General features: G+C 65.7%; 23 protein-coding genes and 1 pseudogene. 7 read left to right on the top strand and 17 right to left on the bottom strand.

Annotated elements, in window-relative coordinates:
* Positions 1-41: 41 nt before the first annotated feature.
* From OH705_RS22965 to OH705_RS22940, 6 genes are read right to left on the bottom strand one after another with little or no spacing between them, the layout of a single operon-like run.
* Entirely contained in the window at positions 42-602 is a 561-nt protein-coding gene (locus tag OH705_RS22965) for a DUF4136 domain-containing protein (protein WP_023630953.1), read from the bottom strand.
* 19 nt (positions 603-621) lie between these two features.
* Complete coding sequence (locus OH705_RS22960) at positions 622-1254, bottom strand: DUF4136 domain-containing protein (RefSeq protein ID WP_038706830.1); 633 nt, start codon at positions 1252-1254, stop codon at positions 622-624.
* Positions 1255-1274: 20 nt separating this feature from the next.
* Positions 1275-2024: a methyltransferase domain-containing protein gene (locus tag OH705_RS22955; RefSeq protein WP_094012503.1), complete on the bottom strand. Its 750-nt coding sequence runs from the start codon at positions 2022-2024 to the stop codon at positions 1275-1277.
* Positions 2021-2326, bottom strand: coding sequence for a MazG-like family protein (locus tag OH705_RS22950; RefSeq protein ID WP_046857688.1), 306 nt, complete (start codon positions 2324-2326; stop codon positions 2021-2023). The genes OH705_RS22955 and OH705_RS22950 overlap by 4 nt, the downstream gene beginning before the upstream one ends.
* A gap of 56 nt (positions 2327-2382) precedes the next feature.
* Positions 2383-3234, bottom strand: a complete 852-nt coding sequence (locus OH705_RS22945) for a MaoC family dehydratase (protein WP_267303049.1) — start codon at positions 3232-3234, stop codon at positions 2383-2385.
* A gap of 2 nt (positions 3235-3236) precedes the next feature.
* Positions 3237-4589 (bottom strand): 3-oxoacyl-ACP reductase, encoded by a 1353-nt coding sequence (locus tag OH705_RS22940; RefSeq protein ID WP_110605531.1) that lies wholly within the window; start codon positions 4587-4589, stop codon positions 3237-3239.
* A gap of 115 nt (positions 4590-4704) precedes the next feature.
* On the opposite strand from OH705_RS22940, the gene OH705_RS22935 reads away from it, so the two are divergent.
* Positions 4705-5982, top strand: a complete 1278-nt coding sequence (locus OH705_RS22935) for an acetyl-CoA C-acetyltransferase (RefSeq protein ID WP_104444885.1) — start codon at positions 4705-4707, stop codon at positions 5980-5982.
* A gap of 59 nt (positions 5983-6041) precedes the next feature.
* Complete coding sequence (locus OH705_RS22930; protein ID WP_038706826.1) at positions 6042-6818, top strand: AraC family transcriptional regulator; 777 nt, start codon at positions 6042-6044, stop codon at positions 6816-6818.
* A 66-nt stretch (positions 6819-6884) separates the two neighbouring features.
* Here the strand turns inward: OH705_RS22930 and OH705_RS29395 are convergent, their stop codons facing one another.
* The 5 genes and pseudogenes from OH705_RS29395 to OH705_RS22910 all read right to left on the bottom strand — a co-directional run bounded on the left by OH705_RS29395 (position 6885) and on the right by OH705_RS22910 (position 12270).
* Positions 6885-7613, bottom strand: a complete 729-nt coding sequence (locus tag OH705_RS29395) for a methyl-accepting chemotaxis protein (protein ID WP_376752419.1) — start codon at positions 7611-7613, stop codon at positions 6885-6887.
* A gap of 129 nt (positions 7614-7742) precedes the next feature.
* Positions 7743-8675, bottom strand: a pseudogene (locus OH705_RS29390) (cache domain-containing protein); the annotation flags it as partial.
* Between the two features lie 353 nt (positions 8676-9028).
* Entirely contained in the window at positions 9029-9433 is a 405-nt protein-coding gene (gene cueR, locus OH705_RS22920; RefSeq protein WP_023631307.1) for a Cu(I)-responsive transcriptional regulator, read from the bottom strand.
* On the bottom strand, positions 9430-11829 hold the full coding sequence (locus OH705_RS22915) for a heavy metal translocating P-type ATPase (RefSeq protein ID WP_267303047.1): 2400 nt from the start codon (positions 11827-11829) through the stop codon (positions 9430-9432). Before OH705_RS22915 ends, cueR begins: the two co-directional genes overlap by 4 nt.
* A 54-nt stretch (positions 11830-11883) precedes the next feature.
* Entirely contained in the window at positions 11884-12270 is a 387-nt protein-coding gene (locus OH705_RS22910) for a hypothetical protein (RefSeq protein WP_023632214.1), read from the bottom strand.
* 146 nt (positions 12271-12416) lie between these two features.
* On the opposite strand from OH705_RS22910, the gene OH705_RS22905 reads away from it, so the two are divergent.
* Together OH705_RS22905 and OH705_RS22900 are read left to right on the top strand one after the other, a co-directional pair.
* Positions 12417-12614 carry a heavy-metal-associated domain-containing protein gene (locus OH705_RS22905; RefSeq protein ID WP_023632213.1) on the top strand — a complete coding sequence of 66 codons (198 nt, stop codon included), beginning with the start codon at positions 12417-12419 and terminating at the stop codon, positions 12612-12614.
* 158 nt (positions 12615-12772) lie between these two features.
* A complete protein-coding gene (locus OH705_RS22900; protein WP_038706823.1) occupies positions 12773-13954 on the top strand; it encodes a multidrug effflux MFS transporter in 1182 nt (393 codons plus the stop codon).
* Here OH705_RS22900 and OH705_RS22895 read toward each other — a convergent pair.
* Positions 13905-14102 carry a hypothetical protein gene (locus OH705_RS22895; RefSeq protein WP_031315199.1) on the bottom strand — a complete coding sequence of 66 codons (198 nt, stop codon included), beginning with the start codon at positions 14100-14102 and terminating at the stop codon, positions 13905-13907. The two genes, OH705_RS22900 and OH705_RS22895, sit on opposite strands and share 50 nt — an antisense overlap.
* Before the next feature lie 493 nt (positions 14103-14595).
* Between OH705_RS22895 and OH705_RS22890 the strand changes: the two genes are divergently transcribed.
* Positions 14596-15306, top strand: a complete 711-nt coding sequence (locus OH705_RS22890; RefSeq protein WP_023630783.1) for an ArsR/SmtB family transcription factor — start codon at positions 14596-14598, stop codon at positions 15304-15306.
* On the opposite strand, the gene OH705_RS22885 is transcribed toward OH705_RS22890, so the two are convergent.
* The 5 genes from OH705_RS22885 to OH705_RS22865 all read right to left on the bottom strand — a co-directional run bounded on the left by OH705_RS22885 (position 15303) and on the right by OH705_RS22865 (position 19734).
* A complete protein-coding gene (locus OH705_RS22885; RefSeq protein ID WP_094012510.1) occupies positions 15303-16253 on the bottom strand; it encodes an adenosine deaminase in 951 nt (316 codons plus the stop codon). The genes OH705_RS22890 and OH705_RS22885 overlap by 4 nt on opposite strands.
* Positions 16254-16340: 87 nt before the next feature.
* On the bottom strand, positions 16341-17027 hold the full coding sequence (locus tag OH705_RS22880) for an SDR family oxidoreductase (protein ID WP_023630782.1): 687 nt from the start codon (positions 17025-17027) through the stop codon (positions 16341-16343).
* 447 nt (positions 17028-17474) lie between these two features.
* Positions 17475-18059, bottom strand: a complete 585-nt coding sequence (locus OH705_RS22875; protein ID WP_038706821.1) for an IMPACT family protein — start codon at positions 18057-18059, stop codon at positions 17475-17477.
* A gap of 9 nt (positions 18060-18068) precedes the next feature.
* Entirely contained in the window at positions 18069-18731 is a 663-nt protein-coding gene (locus OH705_RS22870) for a TetR/AcrR family transcriptional regulator (protein WP_023629633.1), read from the bottom strand.
* Between the two features lie 85 nt (positions 18732-18816).
* Positions 18817-19734: a LysR family transcriptional regulator gene (locus OH705_RS22865; RefSeq protein WP_023629634.1), complete on the bottom strand. Its 918-nt coding sequence runs from the start codon at positions 19732-19734 to the stop codon at positions 18817-18819.
* A gap of 119 nt (positions 19735-19853) precedes the next feature.
* Here OH705_RS22865 and OH705_RS22860 point away from each other — a divergent pair, with 119 nt between their 5' ends.
* Together OH705_RS22860 and OH705_RS22855 are read left to right on the top strand one after the other, a co-directional pair.
* Positions 19854-21200, top strand: coding sequence for an aspartate aminotransferase family protein (locus tag OH705_RS22860; protein ID WP_267303046.1), 1347 nt, complete (start codon positions 19854-19856; stop codon positions 21198-21200).
* Between the two features lie 70 nt (positions 21201-21270).
* Positions 21271-22764, top strand: coding sequence for a CoA-acylating methylmalonate-semialdehyde dehydrogenase (locus OH705_RS22855; protein WP_023629636.1), 1494 nt, complete (start codon positions 21271-21273; stop codon positions 22762-22764).
* Positions 22765-22991: the final 227 nt, after the last annotated feature.

The following is a 22991-nucleotide window of genomic DNA, read 5'->3' as shown; positions in this document are numbered from 1 at the left end:
TCGCGGGGGCGGGGCAGCGGGTTTGCCCCGCGATCAGGGGCTCAATGTGGCGGATAGTTGCTCAGCACCTGGGTCACGGTCTTCTGGATTGCCGCGTTGCGCTCCTGCGGGCTGGGTGGGTAGTTGTTCATGATCTGTTCGGCGCTGCCACGCCACACCAGCTTGCCGTCACGCCCGTCGAACAGGTCGACCTGGATGGTCGCCACCTTGTAGTCGACGCTGCGGGTCTCGTTGTACATCGGCCCGCCCCAGTAGCCGCCCCAATAACCACCCCAGGCGCCGCCATAGTTGGTGGTGATCTGCTGCTGGCGGTCCTCGACGATCAGGTAGGCGCGCACCTTCACATCGGCCCGGGCACTGCCCTGGACCGGGCGCAGGCCACGCTGGTCGAGTTGCCCGGCGACCGCCTGACGGATGCGCTGCTCGGTCAGGTCGCTCTTGATCCGCGGATCGTCCGGACGGTATTGCAGGGCCGGCTCCTGCCAGGCCCAACTGCGGTAGGCGGCGAAGTCGCGGCTGGCATCGAAGTCCTGCTGCACGTTGTTGCTCGAACAGGCCGCCAGCAGCAGGGCGAAGGACAGAAGGACGAGACGGCGCAACATGATGGTTCTCCGTAAAGGGTCAGCTGGGAGGATAGCCGCTCATCGCCTTGCTCACCGACTCGCGCAGGGCGCTTTCGCGTTCACGCGGCGAGTCCTTGTCGCTGCCGCTTTCGGCGCTGGCGCTCCACACCGGCTGGCCGTTGCGGGCATCGAACAGGTCGATGCGCACCACCATCACTTCGACCTGGTAGGTGCGCACGATCGGCACGCTGCCATAGGCGCCATAACCATTGCGGTAGCCGCCGTAGCCGACGCTGCCATAGGGGTAGGGGCCGTAATAGGGATCGTAGTCGTAGTCGCGTACCTGGCGCAGGCGCCGCTCCAGGCGCACGTCGGCGCTGACCAGCAGGTCGGCAGGAGCATTGTGGGCCGGGCGCAGGCCGTGCTGGTCGAGGGCGCTGCTTACCGCGTCGGCCAACTGGCCCGGCGTGGCGTTCGCCAGGCCGCCGGGGGGCTGGCTGTTGCGCCAGCTCCAGCTGCGGTACCGGCCATAGTCGCGCGGTGGCGTGGGGTAGGCGCTGGCGTCGAAGGTACCGGCGGCTTGCGGCGGTGCCGGTGGCAGCGGCTTGCCGCTGGCGACATAGGGGTTGCTGCCCTGGCAGGCGGCCAGGGCGAGGGGGAGCAGGGCCAGGCAGAGCAGACGGTACGGCATGTATCCTCCTGGCGGACGGGTCAGTGGGGCCGGCAGATCCAGTGCAGGTAACGACCCAGGCCGGCGAAGCTGGGGTGGCGACGGTGCGCCAGCTCCATCTCCAGCAGGTCGAGCAGCTCGGCCTTGGCCTGGAACTCCTTGGGCATGTAGTCGTGGAACACCCGCACGCCGCTTTCGCTTTCGACCTGCCACATGGGCTCAAGTTGCGCCTTGAGCTCGCGTGGATCAAGTGGTTTCTGTGGCGTCAGGCTCTGCTTCTCGCCGGCCAGGCGGTTGTGCCGCAGCTTGCGGAAATGCCCCTTGAGCAGGTTGCGGTAGACCAGCGCGTCGCGGTTGTAGAAGGCCAGCGACAGCCAGCCGCCCGGCGCGGTCAGCTGATGCAGCACCGGCAGGATGCTTTCGGGTTCGGCCAGCCATTCGAGCACCGCGTGGCACAGCACCAGGTCGTAGGGCTCGGTGAGCTGGCCAAGCAGGTCCTGCCAGGGCGCCTGGATGAACGTCGCCTGCTGGCCGGCCTCGGCGAAGCGCGCACGGGCACCGTCGAGCATCGGCGCGGCGGGCTCGGCGAGGGTCAGTTGGTGGCCACGCTGGGCCAGCCACAGGGCCATGTGGCCCAGGCCGGCGCCGATGTCGAGTACCCGCAAGGGGCGGTCGGGCAACGTTTCGGCCAGGTCGGCCTGGAGCACCGCCAGGCGGATCGCCCCCTTGGCGCCACCATAGATCTTCTCGGCGAAGCGGCTGGCCAGCTCATCGAAATGACGGTCGTTCATTTGGCGAAGCGCCTCTCGCTGTCGGCGAGCTTGGCCCGCACCACCTCGTTCATGTCGAGGCCAAGCTCGCTGCACAACAGCAGCAGGTAGAGAACGATATCGCCCACTTCCTGGCCGGCGTGGGCAAGCTGGTCGGCAGGCAGCTGGCGCGACTGGTCTTCGCTCAGCCACTGGAAGATTTCCACCAGCTCGGCCATTTCGACGCTGGCGGCCATGGCCAGGTTCTTCGGGCTGTGGAAACCCCGCCAGTCGTTGGTGTCGCGGATGCGGTGCAGGCGTTCGGTCAGTTCTTGCAGGTTCATCGGGATCTCCTCGTGGCGCATAGCTTCCGGCGAGGTTCCTTGCAAAGCAAGCCCGATCAGAGCGCGCGCCAACTGCCAAGCATGTGCACCAGCCCACCGTGGCCATCCAGGCGCAGCTCGCCGGCCGGACCCGCCTCGCTGGCGCTCAGCACTACTTCCGAAGGCAGTCGCACCGGCTTATGGAAATCCACCGCGAATTCATAACCGGCTTTCGGCAGGTGCCCCTGCAGCGCCGCCAGCGCCATGGCCTTGCTCCACATGCCGTGGGCGATGGCTCTGGGGAAACCGAACAGCCGTGCGCTGAGGCGGCTCAGGTGGATCGGGTTGTAGTCGCCGCAGACCCTGGCATAGCGCCTGCCGATGTCGCTGTCGGCGTACCAGCGGGTGGCCTCGGGCAATGCGGCGGGTGTCTGCGCGGTGGCGCTGGCGGCCTGTTGCTCGAGCTTGAGGCCGCGCACCAGCATGCGGCTGGTCTCGCGCCAGAGCAGCCCGAGCCCGTCCTCGGCCTCGGTCACCAGGTCGAAGGTGCCGCCCTTTTCGTGGGGCTGCAGGTTGTCGGCGTACACCGCGAAGCGCAACCCATCGATGCCGCCCAGTGGGCGCAGCACCCGCAGGCTGTTGTGCAGGTGCACCAGCCCGAGCAGGGGGAAGGGGAAGTCGTCGCCGGTGAGCAACTGCAATTGCAGGTTGAAGGCCATGATGTGCGGGTAGGTGCCCGGCAGGCGGCCGTCATCGGCGAAGTGGCAGAGCCGGCGATAGGCCGCCAGGTTGGCGGCATCGACCCGCAGGTAGCAGCGCAGGCCCGGCTCCGGCAACTGGCTGCCACGGATCTTGCGTCTGCCGAGGGCGCGCAGGTAGAGGTTCAGGCGTGAGTCGGGGCTGTGCAGGTCGTGCCAAGGTCGGGTCATGGTCAGGCTCCCATCAAGGCCTGGCCGCAGACCCGCAGGGCCTGGCCGTTGACCGCGCCGGAACCTGGCTGGCTGAGCCAGGCGATGGCCTCGGCGACATCCTGCGGCAAGCCGCCCTGGCCGAGCGAGCTCAGGCGCCGGCCGGCTTCGCGCAGGCCCATGGGCATGGCCGCGGTCATGTGCGTCTCGATAAAGCCCGGCGCCACCGCGTTGATGCTGGCACCCTGTGCGGCCAGGCGCGGCGCCCAGGCCTGGGCGAAACCGATCAGCCCGGCCTTGCTGGCCGCGTAGTTGGACTGGCCGCGGTTGCCGGCGATACCGCTGACCGAGGCGAGCAGGGTGATACGGGCGTCGCGCTGCAGCTTGCCACCCTCGAACAGCGCCTGGGTCAGCACCTGCGGGGCCTTGAGGTTGACGGCCAGCACCGCGTCCCAGTATTCCGGGGTCATGTTGGCAAGGGTCTTGTCGCGGGTGATGCCGGCGTTGTGCACCACGATGTCCAGGCCTTGCGGCAAGGCTTCGAGCAACTGCGCGGCGGCATCGGCGGCGCAGATGTCCAGGGCCAGGGCACGGCCGCCCAGGCGCGCGGCGAGGGCGTCGAGGTCGCGCTGCGCCTGGGGCACGTCGAGCAAGGTCACCTCGGCGCCATCGCGGGCCAGTGTTTCGGCGATGGCCGCGCCGATACCCCGCGCGGCACCGGTGACCAGGGCGTGACGGCCGGCCAGCGGGCGAGTCCAGTCTTCGACCTGGGCGGCGCACGCCGACAGGCGCAGGACCTGCCCGGAAACGAAGGCACTCTTGGGCGAGAGGAAGAAGCGCAGCGCGCCTTCGAGCTGGTCTTCGGCGCCATCACCGACATACAAGAGATTGGCCGTTGCGCCGTTGCGCAACTCCTTGGCCAGCGAACGGCTGAAACCCTCCAGGGCGCGTTGGGCGACACTGGCTTGCGCATCGTCCAGGCTTTCCGGGGCGCGCCCCAGGATCACCATATGGGCGCTGGGGGCCAGGCTGCGCAGCAAGGGCTGGAAGAATTCGCGCAACTGCTTGAGCGCATCGCTGTCGGACAAGTGACTGGCATCGAACACCACGGCCTTGATTTTCGGCCCCAGGCCGGCGACCCAGGCGGGGGCGTCGAGCGCTTCGGCGTCGAAGCCGTAGCAATCGGCGGTCAGGCGTGGGGCGATTGCCGCGACCTGGCTGGCCAGCGGGCCGCCACCGAGTACCAGCGCGCCCTCGATGGGGCGCAGGCGCCCGGCCTGCCAGCGCTCCAGCGGCACCGGGCGCGGCAGGCCGAGGGCATCGACCAGTTTGCGGCCAAGGGTGGAGTTGGCAAAGCCCAGATAGCGGTCGCTCATGTACGGTTCTCCCTGAAGGCAAGCATGCAAGTGTGGACCAACTTTGTGGCAGGGTCGTTCGAATAGCCGAAAAGAACCTAGTCTTAAGGCTCAAATTGTTTCAGGAGGAACAGGCATGCAGTCAATTCGCCGGGTCGCGATCCTGGGGGGCAACCGGATTCCCTTCGCCCGCTCCAATGGCGCCTACGCCAAGGCCAGCAACCAGGCGATGCTCACCGCCGCCCTCGAAGGCCTGGTGGAGCGCTACCGCCTGCATGGGCTGCGCCTGGGCGAGGTCGCGGCGGGGGCGGTGCTCAAGCACTCGCGTGACATGAACCTGACCCGCGAGTGCGTGCTCGGCTCGCGCTTGTCGCCGCAGACGCCGGCCTACGATATCCAGCAGGCCTGCGGCACTGGGCTGGAGGCGGCGTTGCTGGTGGCCAACAAGATCGCCCTGGGACAGATCGACAGCGGCATCGCCGGCGGCGTCGACACCACCTCGGATGCCCCCATCGCGGTGAGCGAAGGGTTGCGTCAGATCCTGCTGCAGGCCAACCGTGGCAAGAGTCTTGGCGAGCGCCTCAAGCCTTTCCTCAAGTTGCGTCCGGGCCTGCTCAAGCCCGAGCTGCCGCGCAACGGCGAGCCGCGCACGGGGCTGTCGATGGGCGAGCATTGCGAGCGCATGGCGCAGACCTGGCAGATCGAGCGTGGCGACCAGGATGCGCTGGCGCTGCTCAGCCATCAGCACCTGGCGGCGTCCTATCGCGAGGGATGGCACGACGACCTGCTCACGCCCTACCTGGGGCTGAGCCGCGACAACAACCTGCGCGCCGACCTCACCCTGGAACAGCTGGCCAAGCTCAAGCCGGTGTTCGAGCGCAGCGGCCTTGGCACGCTCACGCCGGGCAACTCCACGCCGCTGACCGATGGTGCCTCGCTGGTACTGCTCGGCAGCGAGGCCTGGGCCGAGGAACATGGCCTCAAGGTGCAGGCCTACCTGGTCGACGGCGAGGCGGCGGCGGTGGATTTCGTCCATGGCCAGGAGGGCCTGCTAATGGCGCCGGTGTACGCGGTGCCACGGCTGCTGGCACGCAACGGCCTGACCTTGCAGGACTTCGATTTCTACGAAATCCACGAAGCCTTTGCCGCCCAGGTGCTGTGCACTCTCAAGGCCTGGGAAGATGCCGACTACTGCCGCACACGGCTGGGGCTCGACGCGCCACTCGGTGCGATTGACCGTACCAGGCTCAATGTTAAGGGCAGTTCGCTGGCTGCGGGGCACCCGTTCGCCGCGACGGGCGGGCGGATTCTGGCGAACATGGCCAAGCTGCTCAGCGAGCGGGGCAAGGGGCGCGGCCTGATCTCCATCTGCGCGGCGGGCGGCCAGGGAGTGACGGCGATCATCGAGCGATAGGTTCGGCGTTGACTGCGATGGCTGATACCCTTGTCCGTCCCGAGACACCAGGCCCAATCATGTCGACTATCGGCCCGCGCCCCATCCCCACGCTGGACCACTTGCCCAGGCCGCTCTATGCCCGCGCCGAGAGCCTCGGTGCCGGATCCTGGACCACCCGCCACCGCCACGACTGGGTGCAGTTCTCCTACGCCATCAGCGGGGTGCTTGGCGTGTACACCAGCGACGGCAGCTACTTCGCCCCGCCGCAATGGGGCGTGTGGATCCCGGCCGGCACCGAGCACGATGTGGTGACCTCGATGCAGGCCGAGATGCGCAGCCTGTATGTGCGCAGCGACGCCTGCCCATGGTCGCCCAGCGAATGCCGGGTGCTGGAGGTCACGCCGCTGGCGCGCGAGCTGATCAAGCAGTTCTGCACCTTCGCCGTGGCCTATCCGGAGGGCGACAGCGCCGAGGCGCGGCTGGTGGCGGTGTTGCTGGACCAACTGCGCACCCTGCCGCAGGTAGGCTTCTCTCTGCCGTTGCCGCGCCATCCGGGGTTGCTGGCGTTGTGCAACGGGCTGATCGCCGCGCCCGACCAGGTGCAGACCTTGCAGCAGTGGGCCGTGCAACTGGGGGTGTCGGAAAAGACCCTGATGCGCCTGTTCCAGCGCGAGACGGGGCTGAGCTTTCGCAACTGGCGCCAGCGCATGCGCCTGTTGACGTCGCTGGCGCTGCTGGAGGCGGGGGAGAGCGTCACCCAGGCGGCGCTGGGCTGCGGTTATGACTCGACCTCGGCCTACATTGCCGCGTTCAAGCAGTTGTTCGGGGCGACGCCGGGGGAGCTTCGCCTGTAGCAGGTAAAAGGCCGGTCGGTGGGCAACCGCGCATCTACAAGAGCGCGCGTGCCCACCGCCGGCAACTCAGGTCTTGAACCTGCGCACCAGCGCATCCAGCTCGTTGGACAGCCCGGCAAGGCTCTCGGAGTCCTGACGCGCCGCCTGGGCCAGTTCCGCCACCAGTTGGGCATCGCCATGGATCTGGCTGATGTGGCGGTTGATGTCCTCGGCCACCTGGTGCTGCTCCTCGGCGGCGGTGGCGATCTGGGTGTTCATGTCGCGGATGACGTCCACCGATTCGCGGATCTGGCCGAAGCTGTCGCGGGCCAGGCCGATACGGCTGACCGACTGCTGCGAGACCTCGATGCTGGCGTGCATCTGTTCGGCCACCTGGGCCGTGCGGCTGGCCAGGTTGCCCAGCAGGCCGTCGATCTCGGCGGTGGAGTCGGCGGTGCGCTTGGCCAGGGCGCGGACTTCGTCGGCGACCACGGCAAAGCCGCGGCCCTGCTCACCGGCGCGTGCGGCCTCGATGGCGGCGTTGAGCGCCAGCAGGTTGGTCTGCTCGGCAATCGAGCGGATGGTGCCGAGGATCGACTGGATGGCATTGCTGTCACGCTCCAGTTGCTGGATCGACTGCGCCGACTGCTCGATTTCCTGGCTCAGGCGATCGACGCTCTGCACCGCCGCGTCGATCTGCTGCTGCCCTTCACGGGCCTGCTGCTGGCCGCTGTCGGCCGATTGCGCGGCCTGGCTGCAGGAACGGGCCACCTCGTTGGCGGTGGCGACCATCTCATGGAAGGCCGTGGAGACCATGTCCACCGCTTCGCGCTGGCGCCCGGCCGCTTCGGCCATGTCGCCGGAAACGCGGGTCGAGCTGTTGGAGGTGCTGAGGATCTTGCTCGCCGCACCGCCGATGTGCTGGATCAGGCTACGGATGGCGCCGAGGAACTGGTTGAACCAGCTGGCCAGCTGGGCGGTTTCGTCGCGGCCGCGGATCTCCAGGTTGCGGGTCAGGTCGCCTTCGCCTTGGGCGATGTCCTCCAGGCCGCTGGTGACGCTGTTGATCGGGCGCACGATGAGCTTGGCGAACGCCGCGCCTACCACGGCGAACACGGCGGCCAGGATCAACGCGACGACGCCGATCAGCCAGGTAAGGCGGGTGGTGGTCTGCATCACTTCGTCTTGCTGGATCAGGCCGATGAAGGTCCAGCCGAGTTTCTCGTCGGGGTAGACGTTGGCCATGTAGCGCTCGCCGTTCAACTGCACTTCGGCCAGGCCCTTGCCGGCCTTGGCCAGCTCGGCGTAGCCGTCGCCCAGGCTGGCGAGCTGCTTGAAGTTGTGGCTGGCGTCGCGCGGGTCGACCATCACGTTGCCGTTGTTTTCCATGAGGATCAGGTAGCCGCTCTCGCCCAGCTTGATCTGCTTGACGATTTCGGTAAGGCCCTTGAGCGACACATCGATGTTGACCACGCCGCCCGGGTTGCCCAGCGTGTTGGCCACGGCGCGCACGGTGCTGACCAGCACGGCGTCGTCGCCGGCCCAGTAGTAGGGGGCGGTGCGCAGGGTTTTGCCGGGGTTGGCCATGGCCGCCTGGTACCAGGGGCGAGTACGCGGGTCATAGTTGGCCATTTTCGGATCGCCCGGCCAGAACGCGTAGCCGCCGTCCTTCAGGCCATAGGACACATAGGCGTAGTCCGGGTGGCTCTGGGCCAGGCGGCTGAACAGGTCGAACAGCGCCTTGTCCTGCTCGCCGGGAGCGATGCTGGCGGCATCGGCGCTGATGTGCTTCTTGACGTTGTCAGCGCTGGCCGCCACCAGGGGCTGCGCGGCCAGGTAGTCGACGTTCTGGGTGATGCCCTGGAAGAAAATGTCCATGGCATTGCCGACCTGGCGAATCTCCCGGCTGCTGTTGTCGAGAAAATCATCGCGGGCTTCGCCGCGCAGGTTGAGCACCACCAGGGTGGCGACCAGGACGATGGGCAGGCCGGCGATGATGGCGAAGGCCCAGGTGAGTTTCTGCTTGATGTTCATCCACGCTCCCAGAGTTGTTCTTGTCGTTGCACGAGGCTGTAACAGTGCATCGGCAAAGCCTGGGTTTTATGTAGGCGAACGCCCGTATTTATTGGGTGAAAACGCTATTCAAGGGGATATCGGTCGAGGTTGGCTAATATGGCATACCAAAAGGCTTCCGCAGGAGTGGCGCCTTGCCACTCCCGCAGACGATGCCCTCAGTGACAGCAGCCGCTGCCATTGGCCAGGTCCTTGAGGATCGGGCAGTCCGGGCGGTCATCGCCCTGGCAGTGGGCCACCAGCTCACCGAGGGTGTCGCGCAGGCTCACCAGTTCCTCGATGCGCTGGTTCAGCGCGTCGATATGCTGCATGGCCAGGGCCTTCACGTCGGCGCTGGCGCGCTGGCGGTCCTGCCACAGGGTCAGCAGCTTGGCGACTTCGTCCAGGGAGAAGCCCAGGTCCCGCGAGCGCTTGATGAACGCAAGGCTGTGCAGGTCTTCCTGCTGGTACAGGCGATAGCCGCTTTCGCTGCGCGTGGCGGGGCGCAACAGACCGATGGACTCGTAGTAACGGATCATCTTGGCGCTGAGCCCGCTACGGCGGGCGGCCTGGCCGATGTTCATGGCGCCTCCTGGTCGATGGCGGTGGGTTTCCAGGTTTTCAGCCACAGGGCGTTGCTGACCACGCTGACGCTGGACAGGGCCATGGCGGCGCCGGCCAGTACCGGGTTGAGGTAACCAAGTGCGGCCAGGGGGATGCCGACCAGGTTGTAGATGAAGGCCCAGAACAGGTTCTGGCGGATCTTCGCATAGGTCTTGCGGCTGATGTCCAATGCCGCGGGCACCAGGCGCGGATCGCCGCGCATCAGGGTTATGCCGGCGGCCTGCATGGCCACGTCGGTGCCGCCGCCCATGGCGATGCCGATATCGGCGGCGGCCAGTGCCGGGGCGTCGTTGATGCCGTCGCCGACCATGGCCACCACGCCTTGCTGCTTGAGCGCGGCGACTGTAGCCGCCTTGTCCGCTGGCAGCACTTCGGCATGCACGTCATCGATGCCCAGGGCGTCGGCCACCACTTTGGCGCTGCCACGGTTGTCGCCCGTCAGCAGGTGGCTGCTGATGCTACGGGCATGCAGCGCGTCGATGGCCGCGCCGGCGCCGGGCTTGAGGCTGTCGCCGAAGGCGAACAGGCCGAGTACGCGAGGGTGCTGGCCGCGTTCGATCAACCAGGACAGCGTGCGGCCCTCGGCTTCCCAGGCCTGCGTACTGTCGGCCAGGTCACCCGGCGGCAGACCGTTTTCGTCGAGCAGGCGACGGTTGCCCAGGGCCAGTTCACGGCCATCCACCTGGCCGGCGATGCCGCGACCGGTGAGGGACTGGCTGTCAGCAACCTGTGGCACGTGCAGGCCTTGTTCGGCGCAGGCGTCGAGTACCGCTTTGGCCAAGGGGTGCTCACTGCCGCGTTGCAGGGCGCCGGCCAGGCGCAGCAACTCGTCGTTGTCGCCGCTGCTGGCTTGGCTGTGGACGATGCGCGGGCTGCCCGAGGTGAGCGTGCCGGTCTTGTCGAACACCACGCTGTTCACCGCATGGGCACGCTCCAGTGCTTCGGCGTCCTTGATCAGGATGCCGTGACGGGCGGCGACGCCGGTGCCGGCCATGATCGCGGCGGGCGTGGCCAGGCCGAGGGCGCATGGGCAGGCGATCACCAGCACGGCGACGGCGTTGATCAGGGCGGTTTCCAGCGGCGCGCCGGCCAGCCACCAGCCGACCAGGGTGATCAGCGCCAGCACCAGTACTGCTGGCACGAACACCTGGCTGACCCGGTCGACCAGCTTCTGGATGGGCGCCTTGGCCGCCTGGGCGTCCTCGACCAGGCGGATGATGCGCGCGAGCACGGTCTCGGTGCCCAGGGCCAGGGTTTTTACCAGCAGCCGGCCTTCGCCGTTGATGGCCCCACCGGTTACCGAGTCGCCAGGCGCCTTGGGCACAGGCAGGCTTTCACCGCTGATCAACGCCTCATCGGCATGGCTGCTGCCTTCGAGTACTTCACCATCGACCGGGAAGCGCTCGCCGGGTTTGACCAATACCAGGTCGCCCAGGCGCAGCTGACTGATCGCCACATCTTCCTCGCGCCCTTCGATGACTCGCACCGCCCGTTCCGGGCGCAGCGCCTCCAGCGCCCGGATGGCGCTGGCGGTCTGGCGCTTGGCGCGGCTTTCCAGGTACTTGCCCAGCAGCACCAGGGCGATGACCACCGCCGAAGCTTCGAAATACAGGTGCGGTTCCATGCCGTCATGGGCGTTGGCCCATTGGTACAGGCTCAGGCCGTAGCCGGCGCTGGTGCCCAGGGCGACCAGCAGGTCCATGTTGCCGGCACCGGCGCGCACGGCCTTCCAGGCGGCGACGTAGAAGCGTGCGCCGAGGATGAACTGCACCGGCGTGGCCAGCAGGAACTGCGCCCAGGCCGGCAGCATCCAGTGCACACCGAAGGGTTGCGCCAGCATCGGCAATACCAATGGCAGGGCCAGCAGCAGGGCGGCGCCGACCGCCAGGCGTTCGTTGCGCAGGCGGCGTTGGGCTTGGGCCTGGTCATCGTCGGCGGTGCGCGGCAGGCTGGCGCTGTAGCCGGCCTTTTCCACCGCGGCGATCAACACGCCGTCATCGACGGCCTGCAAAACTTCGAGGTGGGCGCGTTCGCTGGCCAGGTTGACGCTGACCTGCTCGACCCCCGGCAGCTTGCCGAGGGCGCGTTCGACACGGCCGGCGCAGCTGGCGCAGGTCATGCCGCCGATCTGCAGTTCGAGGGTGCGGGTGGGGACGCTGTAACCGGCGTCGCGCACCGCGCCGACCAATGCCGGCAGGCTGTCGGCCGGCGCCTGTACCCGGGCCTGCTCGGTGGCCAGGTTGACGCTGACATGTTCGGTGCCGGTGACCTTGCGCAGGGCGCGTTCAACCCGACCTGCGCAACTGGCGCAGGTCATGCCGCTGATCGGCAGGTCGAAGGTGGTGGATGCGGGCATGGCTCTCTCCTCCGTGGATAGGCCTTCAGCATCAACCTTGCCATGCGGGCAAGGTCAATAGCCCAGGTTGGCTTGCCTCAATTCCAGGCCCTTGTGCCCTGTGGCGATGCGGTACTTCTTGATCTGCCCCGCCTGCAACGTCAGGCGCGTGCTGCGCTGGTCCTCGATACCCGGGGCGCAACCGGGCATCTGCCCAGGGAGCAGGCGCAAGCGTACGTCGACCGGGCCCGGTGGCAGGTTGAACGAGGTCGATTGCTCCTGGAACAGCCGGCCGGCCAACTGATCATTGAGGTAGATACCGATCTCGCAACTGCTGGCCACTTCCAGGCGCTCCCGGGAAATCATCAGCACGCTGTAGTCCGAGTTGCCTTCGGCGCTGGCCGGTGGCACCACGGCCAGCGCGCCCAGCAGTCCGACTAGGCTCATTGCTGCCCTGATCATGAAGAATCTCCTGCTTGCCAAAATCGTCAAAGGCGCAGCTTGGCCGAGCCGCGCAAGGATTTCCAGCCCGGCCGTTTGACGCGGAACTTGACCTTGCCCCGATGGCAAGGCTGAAAGTAGACAAAACCCACAAGGAGGCAACCCCTATGCAAGTGTTCAATGTACAAGGCATGACCTGTGGCCATTGCGTGAAAGGCGTGACCCGTGCGGTGCAGGAGCAGGACGCCGCGGCGCGGGTAGAGGTGGACCTGGCGGCGAAGCAGGTGCGGGTGGACAGTGCGCTGGCGGCGGATCAGATCCTGGCGGCGATTCGTGAAGAGGGGTATCAGGCCGAGGTGGCCTGAACAGCTGGATTGTACAGCTAAAGCATTTCTGTAGACGCGGGCTGCCCGGGCAAGTCCGCGTCTACAGAACTACAGGCCAATTATTACAAAGGTTTTCAACGCCCAATGATCCAGTGCAGGTAGACTAACCGACTTGCTTAGCCTGCTATGGATTCTCCATGAACCTGCGAACCTTGCTGATTCTCGGCGCCCTCAGTGCGTTCGGGCCTTTGGCGATCGACTTCTATCTGCCCGCCTTCCCGGCCATGGCGCATGCCTTCGCCACCGACGAAAAGCATGTGCAGGCGACCCTGGCCGCCTACTTCCTCGGCCTGTCCCTGGGGCAGCTTGCCTATGGGCCAGTGGCCGACCGATTCGGCCGGCGCATCCCGCTACTGTTCGGGGTCGGCTTGTTCACCGTGGCCTCCCTGGCCTGCGCCTACGCCCCCAACCTCGACAGCCTGATCGTGGCGCGCTTCGTCCAGGCCCTGGGCGGCTGCGCCGGCATGGTGCTGTCGCGGGCGATCGTCAGCGACAAGTGCGACGCGGTGGCCTCAGCCAAGGTGTTCTCGCAATTGATGCTGGTGATGGGCTTGGCACCGATCCTCGCGCCGATGCTCGGTGGCGTGCTGGTCAACGTGTCCGGTTGGCAGTCGATCTTCCTCGCCCTGAGCCTGTTCAGCGCGGCCTGCCTGGTGGCCGTCGGCCTGGGGCTGCCAGAGAGCTTGCCGGCCCATGTGCCGCGCCAGCCTCTGTCGGGCGCGCTGCGCCAGTACCTGCGGCTGTTCGGTGACCGGGTTTTTGTCGGTCATGCGTTGACCGGTGGTATCGCCATCGCCGGGATGTTTGCCTACATCGCCGGTTCACCGTTCGTGTTCATCAAGTTATATGGGGTGCCCGCCGAGCACTATGGCTGGCTGTTCGGCACCAACGCCGCAGGCTTCATCCTGATGGCCCAGGTCAATGCGCGCCTGCTGGCCAAGCGTGGCCCGGCGTTCCTGCTGGCGCGGGCAGTGTGGCTGTACCTGGTGGCGGCGCTGGCGCTGCTGGTGGTCGCGGCGCTGCGCCCAGCGCAGTTGTGGCCGTTGCTGGTGCCGTTGTTCATATGCATCGCCAGCCTTGGTTGCATCATCCCCAACGCCTCGGCCTGCGCCATGAGCGGGCAGGGCGCGCGGGCCGGCAGCGCCTCGGCGCTGATGGGCTGTCTGCAGTTCAGCGTCGCCGCGGGCGCGGCAGCGCTGGTCGGGGTGCTGCACGATGGCAGCGCGGTGCCCATGGCGCTGGTGATCAGCCTGTGCGGCGCACTGGTGGTCAGTGTCGCAGTGCTGACCCGGCGCTTGCAGGCCAGCCGGCCTGCGTGAGGGTGTGGGGCGCGCTCAGGCGCGCCTCCAGCAGGGCGACGAACGAGCGTGCCTCGGCCTCGCTACGGAAACTCACCACATGCTGGTCGAGCTGGACCTGCCAGGGGCAGGCGGGATTTCGGTTCGACGCACTGACGACAATCTTCATCGCGATCCACCTCCAGTGAGCGGGAGCGGAACTAGTGTAGCGCCGCTCCCGGCGCTCACCATGACCTTCAGTCACTCCCCTGACTGACGGTCATGGTGGCTTGAAGTAAGGCCACCTTCTGTTTTGCGCAGCGGAAGTTTTCACTGTGTATGTCGGACTTTTCGAGCCTGGTGATAGCGGCTGTCAGCTACGTTCCTGGCGCAGCCACAGTAGAACGGGGGCATAAGCCACTTCTGCGGCGCGGCGCGCTGACAAACGCACCTTTGCGGACGTTGCGCGGGGGACCAACGCCCACTCGGTCCGTGCATGCATGCCGCGAGGCGAGCCACCTCCAGCGGCTTATACTGCCTCCGGCGCCCAATGCCAGCGTGAGATCCTTCCTGGCCTGGCGCTGACCATCCGGCACACGAACCATCCCGTGCTTGCCCGCACAGGCGGCAGGGCGTCGGCGCTTATCGCCGCCAGACGAGTTACATCAGGGAGCTTCAGTTTCATGACCGCAGTCCGCAGCATCAGTCAGGTTGCCAGCCTGATGGCCGATCCCAAGCGCAGCGCCATGTTGTGGGCGTTGATCGATGGCACCCCGCGTGCGGCGGACGAGCTTGCCGTGATCACCGGCCTGAGCACTTCCTCGGCTTGCGCGCACCTGTCGCTGTTGTCCAGTGCCGGTTTGCTCAGGCACGAAACGCGTGGGCGCAAACGCTTTTTCCGCCTGGCAACGCCGGAGGTCGGCACCGCAGTGGAGGCCCTTGCCAGCGTCCAGTTGGCCAGCCGCTCCGTGGGTGGGCAGGGCTCTTCGCTGCAAATCCCTCTGTCGATGCGCAAGGCGCGCTTGTGCGGTGATCATCTGGGCGGCGAGGTGGCTGCCGCGCTCCTGCATCGCCTGCATGTGGCCGGTTGGTTGGAGGGCAGCGAACAGCACCTGGTCGTGAGCCAGGAGGGCAAGGGGCAACTGGAGGCGATGGGGGTGTTCATCGACGCGCTGGCCGCCGCCGACCGGCGTGGCTGTGTGATCTGCCACTGCAGCAAGTGGAACGATCAGGGTCCGCACCTCGGCGGTTGCCTGGGCCAAGCGTTGCTCAGGCTGTTCACCCAGTCGGGCTGGGTGCGTGAGCAGGAGGGCAGCCGGGCGGTGCACCTTACACCGCTCGGCCAGCAGCAGATCAACGCGATCGCCTGCCTACCCTCGCGCCAGGTCGGTTAGCGCACCAGGCGTGCGTCCAGGCTGTTCTGCGCCAGGCGGCGTGCCTGCTCCTGGGTCATGCCCAGATGCTCGTGCAGGGCATGGAAGTTCTCGGTGACGTAGCCGCCGAAGTAGGCCGGGTCATCGGAGTTGACCGTGACCTTCACGCCACGCTCGAGCATGTCGAGGATGTTGTGCTGGCTCATGTGGTCGAACACGCACAGTTTGGTGTTGGACAACGGGCAGACGGTCAACGGGATCTGCTCGTCGATGATGCGCTGCATCAGGCGTTCGTCCTCGATGGCGCGCACGCCGTGGTCGATACGCTGGATCTTCAGCAGGTCGAGCGCCTCCCAGATGTATTCGGGCGGGCCTTCCTCGCCGGCATGGGCCACGGTCAAAAAGCCTTCGCTGCGGGCGCGGTCGAAGACGCGCTGGAACTTGCTGGGCGGATGGCCTTTTTCCGAGCTGTCCAGGCCTACGGCGACGAATGCGTCGCGGAAGGGCAGGGCCTGGTCGAGGGTTTGCTGCGCCTCGTCCTCGCTCAGGTGGCGCAGGAAGCTGAGGATCAAACCACTGGAGATGCCAAGCTGTTCACGGCCATCCTTGAGTGCCTGGCTGATGCCATTGAGCACCACCTCGAACGGAATGCCCCGGTCGGTATGGGTCTGCGGGTCGAAGAACGGCTCGGTGTGGATAACGTTCTGCGCCTTGCAGCGTTGCAGGTAGGCCCAGGTCAGGTCGTAGAAATCCTGCTCGGTACGCAGGACGCCGGCGCCCTGGTAATAGAGGTCGAGGAACTCCTGCAGGTTGTTGAAGGCATAGGCGCCGCGCAGGGTTTCGACATCGGCCCAGGGCAGCGCGACCTTGTTGCGTTCGGCCAGGGCGAACAGCAGTTCGGGCTCCAGCGAGCCCTCCAGGTGCATGTGCAGTTCCGCCTTGGGCAAGGCGTTCAGCCAGTCATACATGTGTGCAATCTCGATCAGGTACGGTTGGCCGCCATTCTACAGGGCCTGGCCGGGCAATGCGCCCATCCAGGCCTGTCACGCAGTGAATCACCAGGTGAGCGGCTCGCCCTTGTAGTTGATGAAACGCAGGCCGCCGTTGCCGCTCTGCGCCTTGATCTGCTCGAGCATGCCACGGGTGCTGGTGAGCACGTCGATCTCGGCATTCTCGCCGCCCATGTCGGTCTTCACCCAGCCCGGATGCATGGCCAGCACGGCAAGGTCGGGGCGCTGCAACTCGACCACGAAGCTGTTGATCATCGAGTTGAGGGCAGCCTTGCTGGCCTTGTACAGGCAGATCTCGCCGCCGTCGGGGATGGTCACGCTACCCAGGATCGAGCTCATGAAGGCCAGCACGCCGCTGCCTTGACGCACTTGGCTGGCCAGGCGCCGGGCCACACGGATCGGCGCCACGGCGTTGGTCATGAACAGCTCGCCGATCTGCTGCACCTGCACGCTTTCAAGGTCCTGCGGCAGCGGGCCCATGACTCCGGCGTTGACGAACACCAGGTCGAACACTTCACCTTGCAGGCGCTGCTTGAGCCCGTCGAGTTGGACGGTGTCGTTCATCTCCAGGCGCTCGATACGTACACCGGAAACCTCGCGCAGAGCGCCTGGCTGTTGCGGGTCGCGCACGGTGGCGACGACATTCCAGCCATCTTCGCGCAAGCGTTGCACCAGCCCGAGGCCAAGGCCTCGGGAGGCGCCGATGATCAGGGCATTCTTGTTTGCGGTCATTGCGATACTCCATATCAAAGGCGGGGCGAGCGCTGTTGTGCATAGGTTCGCTCGCCGAGCGACAACGGGGTGATTGCCCTCCACCGGGAAAGGCCTGGGTGACGAGCATAAACCAGGTAACTGGCGCTCGCCTTGTGGAGGCTGATCAAAAAACGATCGATTGCCTGGAAAGCCTGTGGGGGCTGGGCCTGGCGCTGTAGTTCACGGGTTATCCACAAGCCGCTCCACAGTAATTGTGTGCAAGCGCAGCGGGCCAGAAAATGGCGGTTTGGGGGCGAGCTTACATTGAAAGCTGGGGATAACTCACAGTCTTTCAGTCACTTGTGCCGGTGTCACACAAATGTGATCAAAATATGCTCAATGCTTCGCAGGCCTTGTCGCACAAGGCCTGTATCAGCTTGCCCCAAGCTTATCCACAGGCAGGCCCACAGTAGTTGTGGGCAACGCTCACTCTCTTTCCAGCAGGATGCGACCGCGGCTCAGGTCGGCGAGTTGCTGCTGCAGTAGGTTTAAGTGGCTTTCACCCAGGGCGATGCGCAGGTCGACGCCGTTGGCGGTGAACTGCTCGTCCAGCACCACGCCGTCCACCTCAGCCAGGCGTAGCTTGAGCAGCGCCAGTTCGCTGAAGGTGCAGCTGCAACTGAACGCGCTGCGCTGCACCAGCACACGCTTGGGTGCCTGCTGCAGGCATTTGTTGGCGCCGCCGCCGTAGGCCCGGGCCAGGCCACCGGTGCCCAGCTGGATGCCGCCATACCAGCGGATCACCAGCACCACCACCTGGTCGCAGTCCTGGGCTTCGATGGCGGCTAGGATCGGTCGCCCGGCCGTGCCGCCCGGTTCGCCGTCATCGCTGCTGCGGTACTGGGCGCCGAGCTTCCAGGCCCAGCAGTTGTGGGTGGCCGCCAGGTCGCTGTGGCGTTCGATGAAGGCCATGGCCTCGGCGGGGCTGCCGATCGGGCCGGCGAGGGTGATGAAGCGGCTCTTGCGGATTTCTTCGCGCAATTCGCAGAGCTCGAGCAGGGTAGAAGGCATAAGTCCGGGTCAGGCGGGCGTGCTGATGCCGCAGCCTTTGAGAATGATGTGGATAAGATTGTTGCTGGCGTCTTCCATGTCCTGTTTGGTCAGGCGGCTGCGGCCGGTGACCTGGCAGATCTGGGTGGCGAAGTCGGCGTAGTGCTGGGTGCTGCCCCAGAGCAGGAAGATCAGGTGCACCGGATCTACCCGGTCCATCTTGCCGGCGTCCATCCAGGCCTGGAACACCGCGGCGCGGCCACGGAACCATTCCCGGTAGTCGGCGCTGAAGTACTCGCTCAGGCACTCGCCGCCGCTGATCACTTCCATGGCGAAGATTCGCGAGGCCTGCGGGTTGCGCCGGGAGAACTCCATCTTGGTGCGAATGTACTGGCTGAGCGCCTCGGCCGGGTCGTCCTCCACGCTCAGGGCGTTGAAGGTGCTGTCCCACAGTTCGATGATGTTGCTCAGCACCGCGATGTACAGGCCCAGCTTGTTGGTGAAGTAATAATGCAGGTTGGCCTTGGGCAACCCGGCCTTGAGCGCGATGGTGTTCATGCTCGTGCCCTTGTAGCCGTGGCGGGCGAACTCGTCCTCGGCGGCCTGGATGATGGCCTGTTCGTTCTTCTGGCGAATGCGGCCGGCGGGCTTGCCCGAGGCGGGGGAGCGATGCGCAGGGACTTCTAGGGTCATGGACGATTCCGGGCGGGTCGTTACGGATGTCGGACAGATTACCTGCCTGTGCCGAAGTGACAAGCATTAGCGTCAGGGACAGGCATCAGCGTGTCGCAGCCAGGCTCTCGAGGAAGCTTTCCAGCACCAGGTTTGGTCGTCGTCCCTTGCGCGTTACCCAGCTCAGGCCCAGGTCATAGAAGCGCTGGGCGGGCTTCAGCGCCCGCAGGCGCCCTTGCTGCACCCAGAAGCTGGCGTAGTGGTCGGGCAAATAGCCGATATAGCGGCCCGTCAGGATCAGGAAGGCCATGCCTTCGCGGTCCGAGGCGCTGGCGGTACAGTGCAGGGCCTGGTAGTGCGCCTGGATGTCGGCGGGCAGGCGGAAGGTCGGGGCGATAGCGTCCTGGGCGTTGAGGCGATCGTCATCGATCTGCTGGTCTTCGGCGTAGAACAGCGGATGGCCGACCGCGCAATAAAGCAGCGAGCGCTCGCTGTACAGCGGTTGGTATTCAAGACCTGACAACGGACTGGTCTGCGGTACCACGCCCACGTGCAGGCTGCCGTCGAGCACGCCTTGCTCGACCTGGCTGGGGGCGATCATGCGGATCTGGATACGCACGTCGGGGCCGCGGTCCTTGAGTTCGGCAAGGGCGTGGGTGATGCGCATGTGTGGCAGGGTGACCAGGTTGTCGGTGAGACCAATGTTCAGCTCGCCGCGCAGGTGCTGGTGCAGGCCATTGACCTCGGTGCGGAACGTCTCCAGGGCGCTGAGGAGTTGCAGCGCCGAGTGGTAGACCTCGCGACCTTCCTCGGTCAGCGAAAAACCTGCCCGGCCACGTTGACACAGGCGCAGGCCCAAGCGCTGTTCAAGGTCATTCATCTGCTGGCTGATGGCCGAACGGCCGATGCCCAGGACGTTTTCCGCCGCTGAAAAGCCGCCGCACTCGACCACACTGCGGTAGATCTTCAATAGGCGAATGTCGAAATCGCTGACCTGCGCGAGGGGATCGGGACGTCGGCTCATTAGTTTAGTTATCCGCTGACTGAAGGTTAGAAAAGCTGGGTTTTTCGAACTTTATCGCCGTGACAACTTAGCTGCAACAACACCCATCGTTGCCTAATCGTCTTTCGAGGAACCGCCCGATGAACATGCCCGAATCCGCTCAAGCCGGTCTGGCCAGCCAGCTCAAGCTGGATGCCCACTGGATGCCGTACACCGCCAACCGCAACTTCCAGCGCGACCCGCGGCTGATCGTGGCGGCCGAAGGCAACTACCTGGTCGACGACAAGGGCCGCAAGGTGTTCGACGCCTTGTCGGGCCTGTGGACCTGCGGCGCCGGGCATACTCGCAAAGAGATCAGCGAAGCGGTGGCCCGTCAGGTCGCCACCCTCGACTACTCGCCGGCCTTCCAGTTCGGCCACCCGTTGTCGTTCCAGCTGGCTGAGAAGATCGCCAACCTGGTGCCGGGCGACCTGAACCACGTGTTCTTCACCAACTCCGGCTCCGAGTGCGCCGACACCGCGCTGAAAATGGTGCGTGCCTACTGGCGCCTGAAAGGCCAGGCCACCAAGACCAAGATCATCGGCCGTGCCCGTGGCTATCACGGGGTGAACATCGCCGGCACCAGCCTGGGTGGCGTCAACGGTAACCGCAAGCTGTTCGGTCAGTTGCTGGACGTCGACCATCTGCCCCACACCGTGCTGCCGGGCAACGTGTTCAGCAAGGGCATGCCGGAAGAGGGCGGTATCGCCCTGGCCGACGAGATGCTCAAGCTGATCGAGCTGCATGACGCCTCGAACATCGCCGCGGTCATTGTCGAACCGCTGGCTGGTTCCGCCGGTGTGCTGCCGCCGCCGAAGGGCTACCTCAAGCGCCTGCGCGAGATCTGCAGCCAGCACAACATCCTGCTGATCTTCGATGAAGTGATCACCGGCTTCGGCCGCATGGGCGCCATGACCGGTGCCGAAGCCTTCGGCGTGACCCCGGACCTGATGTGCATCGCCAAGCAGGTCACCAACGGCGCCATCCCGATGGGCGCGGTGATCGCCACCGGCGAAATCTACCAGACCTTCATGAACCAGCCGACCCCTGAGTACGCGGTGGAATTCCCCCACGGCTACACCTACTCGGCGCACCCGGTCGCCTGCGCCGCCGGCATCGCCGCGCTGGACCTGCTGCAGAAGGAAAACCTGGTGCAGTCCGCAGCCGAGCTGGCGCCGCACTTCGAAAAGCTGCTGCATGGCGTCAAAGGCACCAAGAACGTCGTCGATATCCGCAACTACGGCCTGGCCGGCGCGATACAGATCGCCGCGCGCGATGGCGATGCCATCGTTCGTCCGTACGAGGCAGCCATGAAGCTGTGGCAAGCCGGCTTCTATGTACGCTTCGGTGGCGACACCCTGCAGTTCGGGCCGACCTTCAACACCCAGCTTCAAGAGCTGGATCGTCTGTTCGACGCCGTGGGCGAAGCCCTGAACAAGGTCGACTGATTTTCCGATTCTGACGTCGGGCGCGTGAGTGCCACGCGCCTGTCTCTACCTTCTTTATCTGGAGTTATGCATGAGCATTGTTCAGCACCTGATCCACGGCGAACTGGTCAGCAAGGGCGAGCGCACCGCCGATGTCTTCAACCCGTCGACCGGCCAGGCCGTGCGCAAGGTCGAGCTGGCCAGCCGCGCCACCATCCAGCAGGCCATCGATTCGGCCAAGGCCGCCTTCCCGGCCTGGCGCAATACCCCACCGGCCAAGCGCGCCCAGGTGATGTTCCGCTTCAAGCAGCTGCTTGAGCAGAACGAAGCGAAAATCTCGCAGATGATCAGCGAGGAACACGGCAAGACCGTGGAGGACGCTGCGGGCGAGCTCAAGCGTGGCATCGAGAACGTCGAGTTCGCCTGCGCCGCCCCGGAGCTGCTCAAGGGCGAGTACAGTCGCAACGTCGGCCCGAACATCGACGCCTGGTCCGATTTCCAGCCGCTGGGCATCGTCGCCGGTATCACGCCGTTCAACTTCCCGGCCATGGTGCCGCTGTGGATGTACCCGCTGGCCATCGCCTGCGGCAACGCATTCATTCTCAAACCGTCCGAGCGTGACCCGAGCTCGACCCTGTACATCGCCCAGCTGCTGCTGGAAGCCGGCCTGCCGAAGGGCATCCTCAACGTGGTGCACGGCGACAAGGAAGCGGTCGACGCACTGATCGAGGCGCCAGAGGTCAAGGCCCTGAGCTTTGTCGGCTCGACCCCGATCGCTGAATACATCTATGCCGAAGGCACCAAGCGCGGCAAGCGCGTGCAGGCCTTGGGCGGTGCGAAGAACCATGCGGTGCTGATGCCCGACGCCGATCTGGATAACGCGGTCAGCGCGCTGATGGGCGCTGCCTATGGTTCTTGCGGCGAGCGCTGCATGGCCATTTCGGTGGCGGTGTGTGTCGGCGACCAGGTGGCCGATGCGCTGATCGCCAAGCTGGAGCCGCAGATCAAGGCGCTGAAGATCGGTGCCGGTACATCCTGCGGCCTGGACATGGGCCCGCTGGTGACCGCGGCCGCCCGTGACAAGGTTGTGGGTTACATTGACGACGGCGTCGCCGCTGGCGCCAAGCTGGTGGTCGATGGGCGCGGTTTCCGTGTGGCCGGTAACGAAGATGGCTATTTCGTCGGTGGCACCTTGTTCGACAAGGTAACCCCCGAAATGCGTATCTATAAGGAAGAGATTTTCGGGCCGGTGCTGTGCGTTGTGCGGGTGAACAGCCTGGAGCAAGCCATGCAGTTGATCAACGAGCATGAGTACGGCAACGGTACCTGCATCTTCACCCGTGACGGTGAGGCGGCGCGGCTGTTCTGCGATGAGATCGAAGTGGGCATGGTCGGCGTCAACGTGCCGCTGCCGGTGCCGGTGGCGTATCACAGCTTCGGTGGCTGGAAGCGTTCGCTGTTTGGTGATCTGCATGCCTATGGCCCGGACGGTGTGCGTTTCTATACCCGTCGCAAGGCGATCACCCAGCGTTGGCCGCAGCGGGCCAGCCATGAGGCGTCGCAGTTTGCCTTCCCTAGCTTGTAAGGCGCAGGGATGAAAGCGGGGCGGCCGAGAGGCCGCCCCGCTTAGTTTTGAGGTTTTGCTTTATATAACTGAAATAAAGGTTGACGGGGTTTCAGATCCCCTTATAATGCGCCCCACTTCCAGCGACATCGGAACGAAAAACTCCTTGAGTATCAATGAGTTGATCGATCAAGAGGGTTGCGGAGGTGCTTCGGTCGTCAGATCGGCAGCGGTGAAAAAGGCAGTTG

This window comes from Pseudomonas sp. BJa3, from assembly GCF_026343815.1.
Classification (GTDB): domain Bacteria; phylum Pseudomonadota; class Gammaproteobacteria; order Pseudomonadales; family Pseudomonadaceae; genus Aquipseudomonas; species Aquipseudomonas soli.
This window is presented reverse-complemented; position numbering and strand designations above follow the sequence as displayed.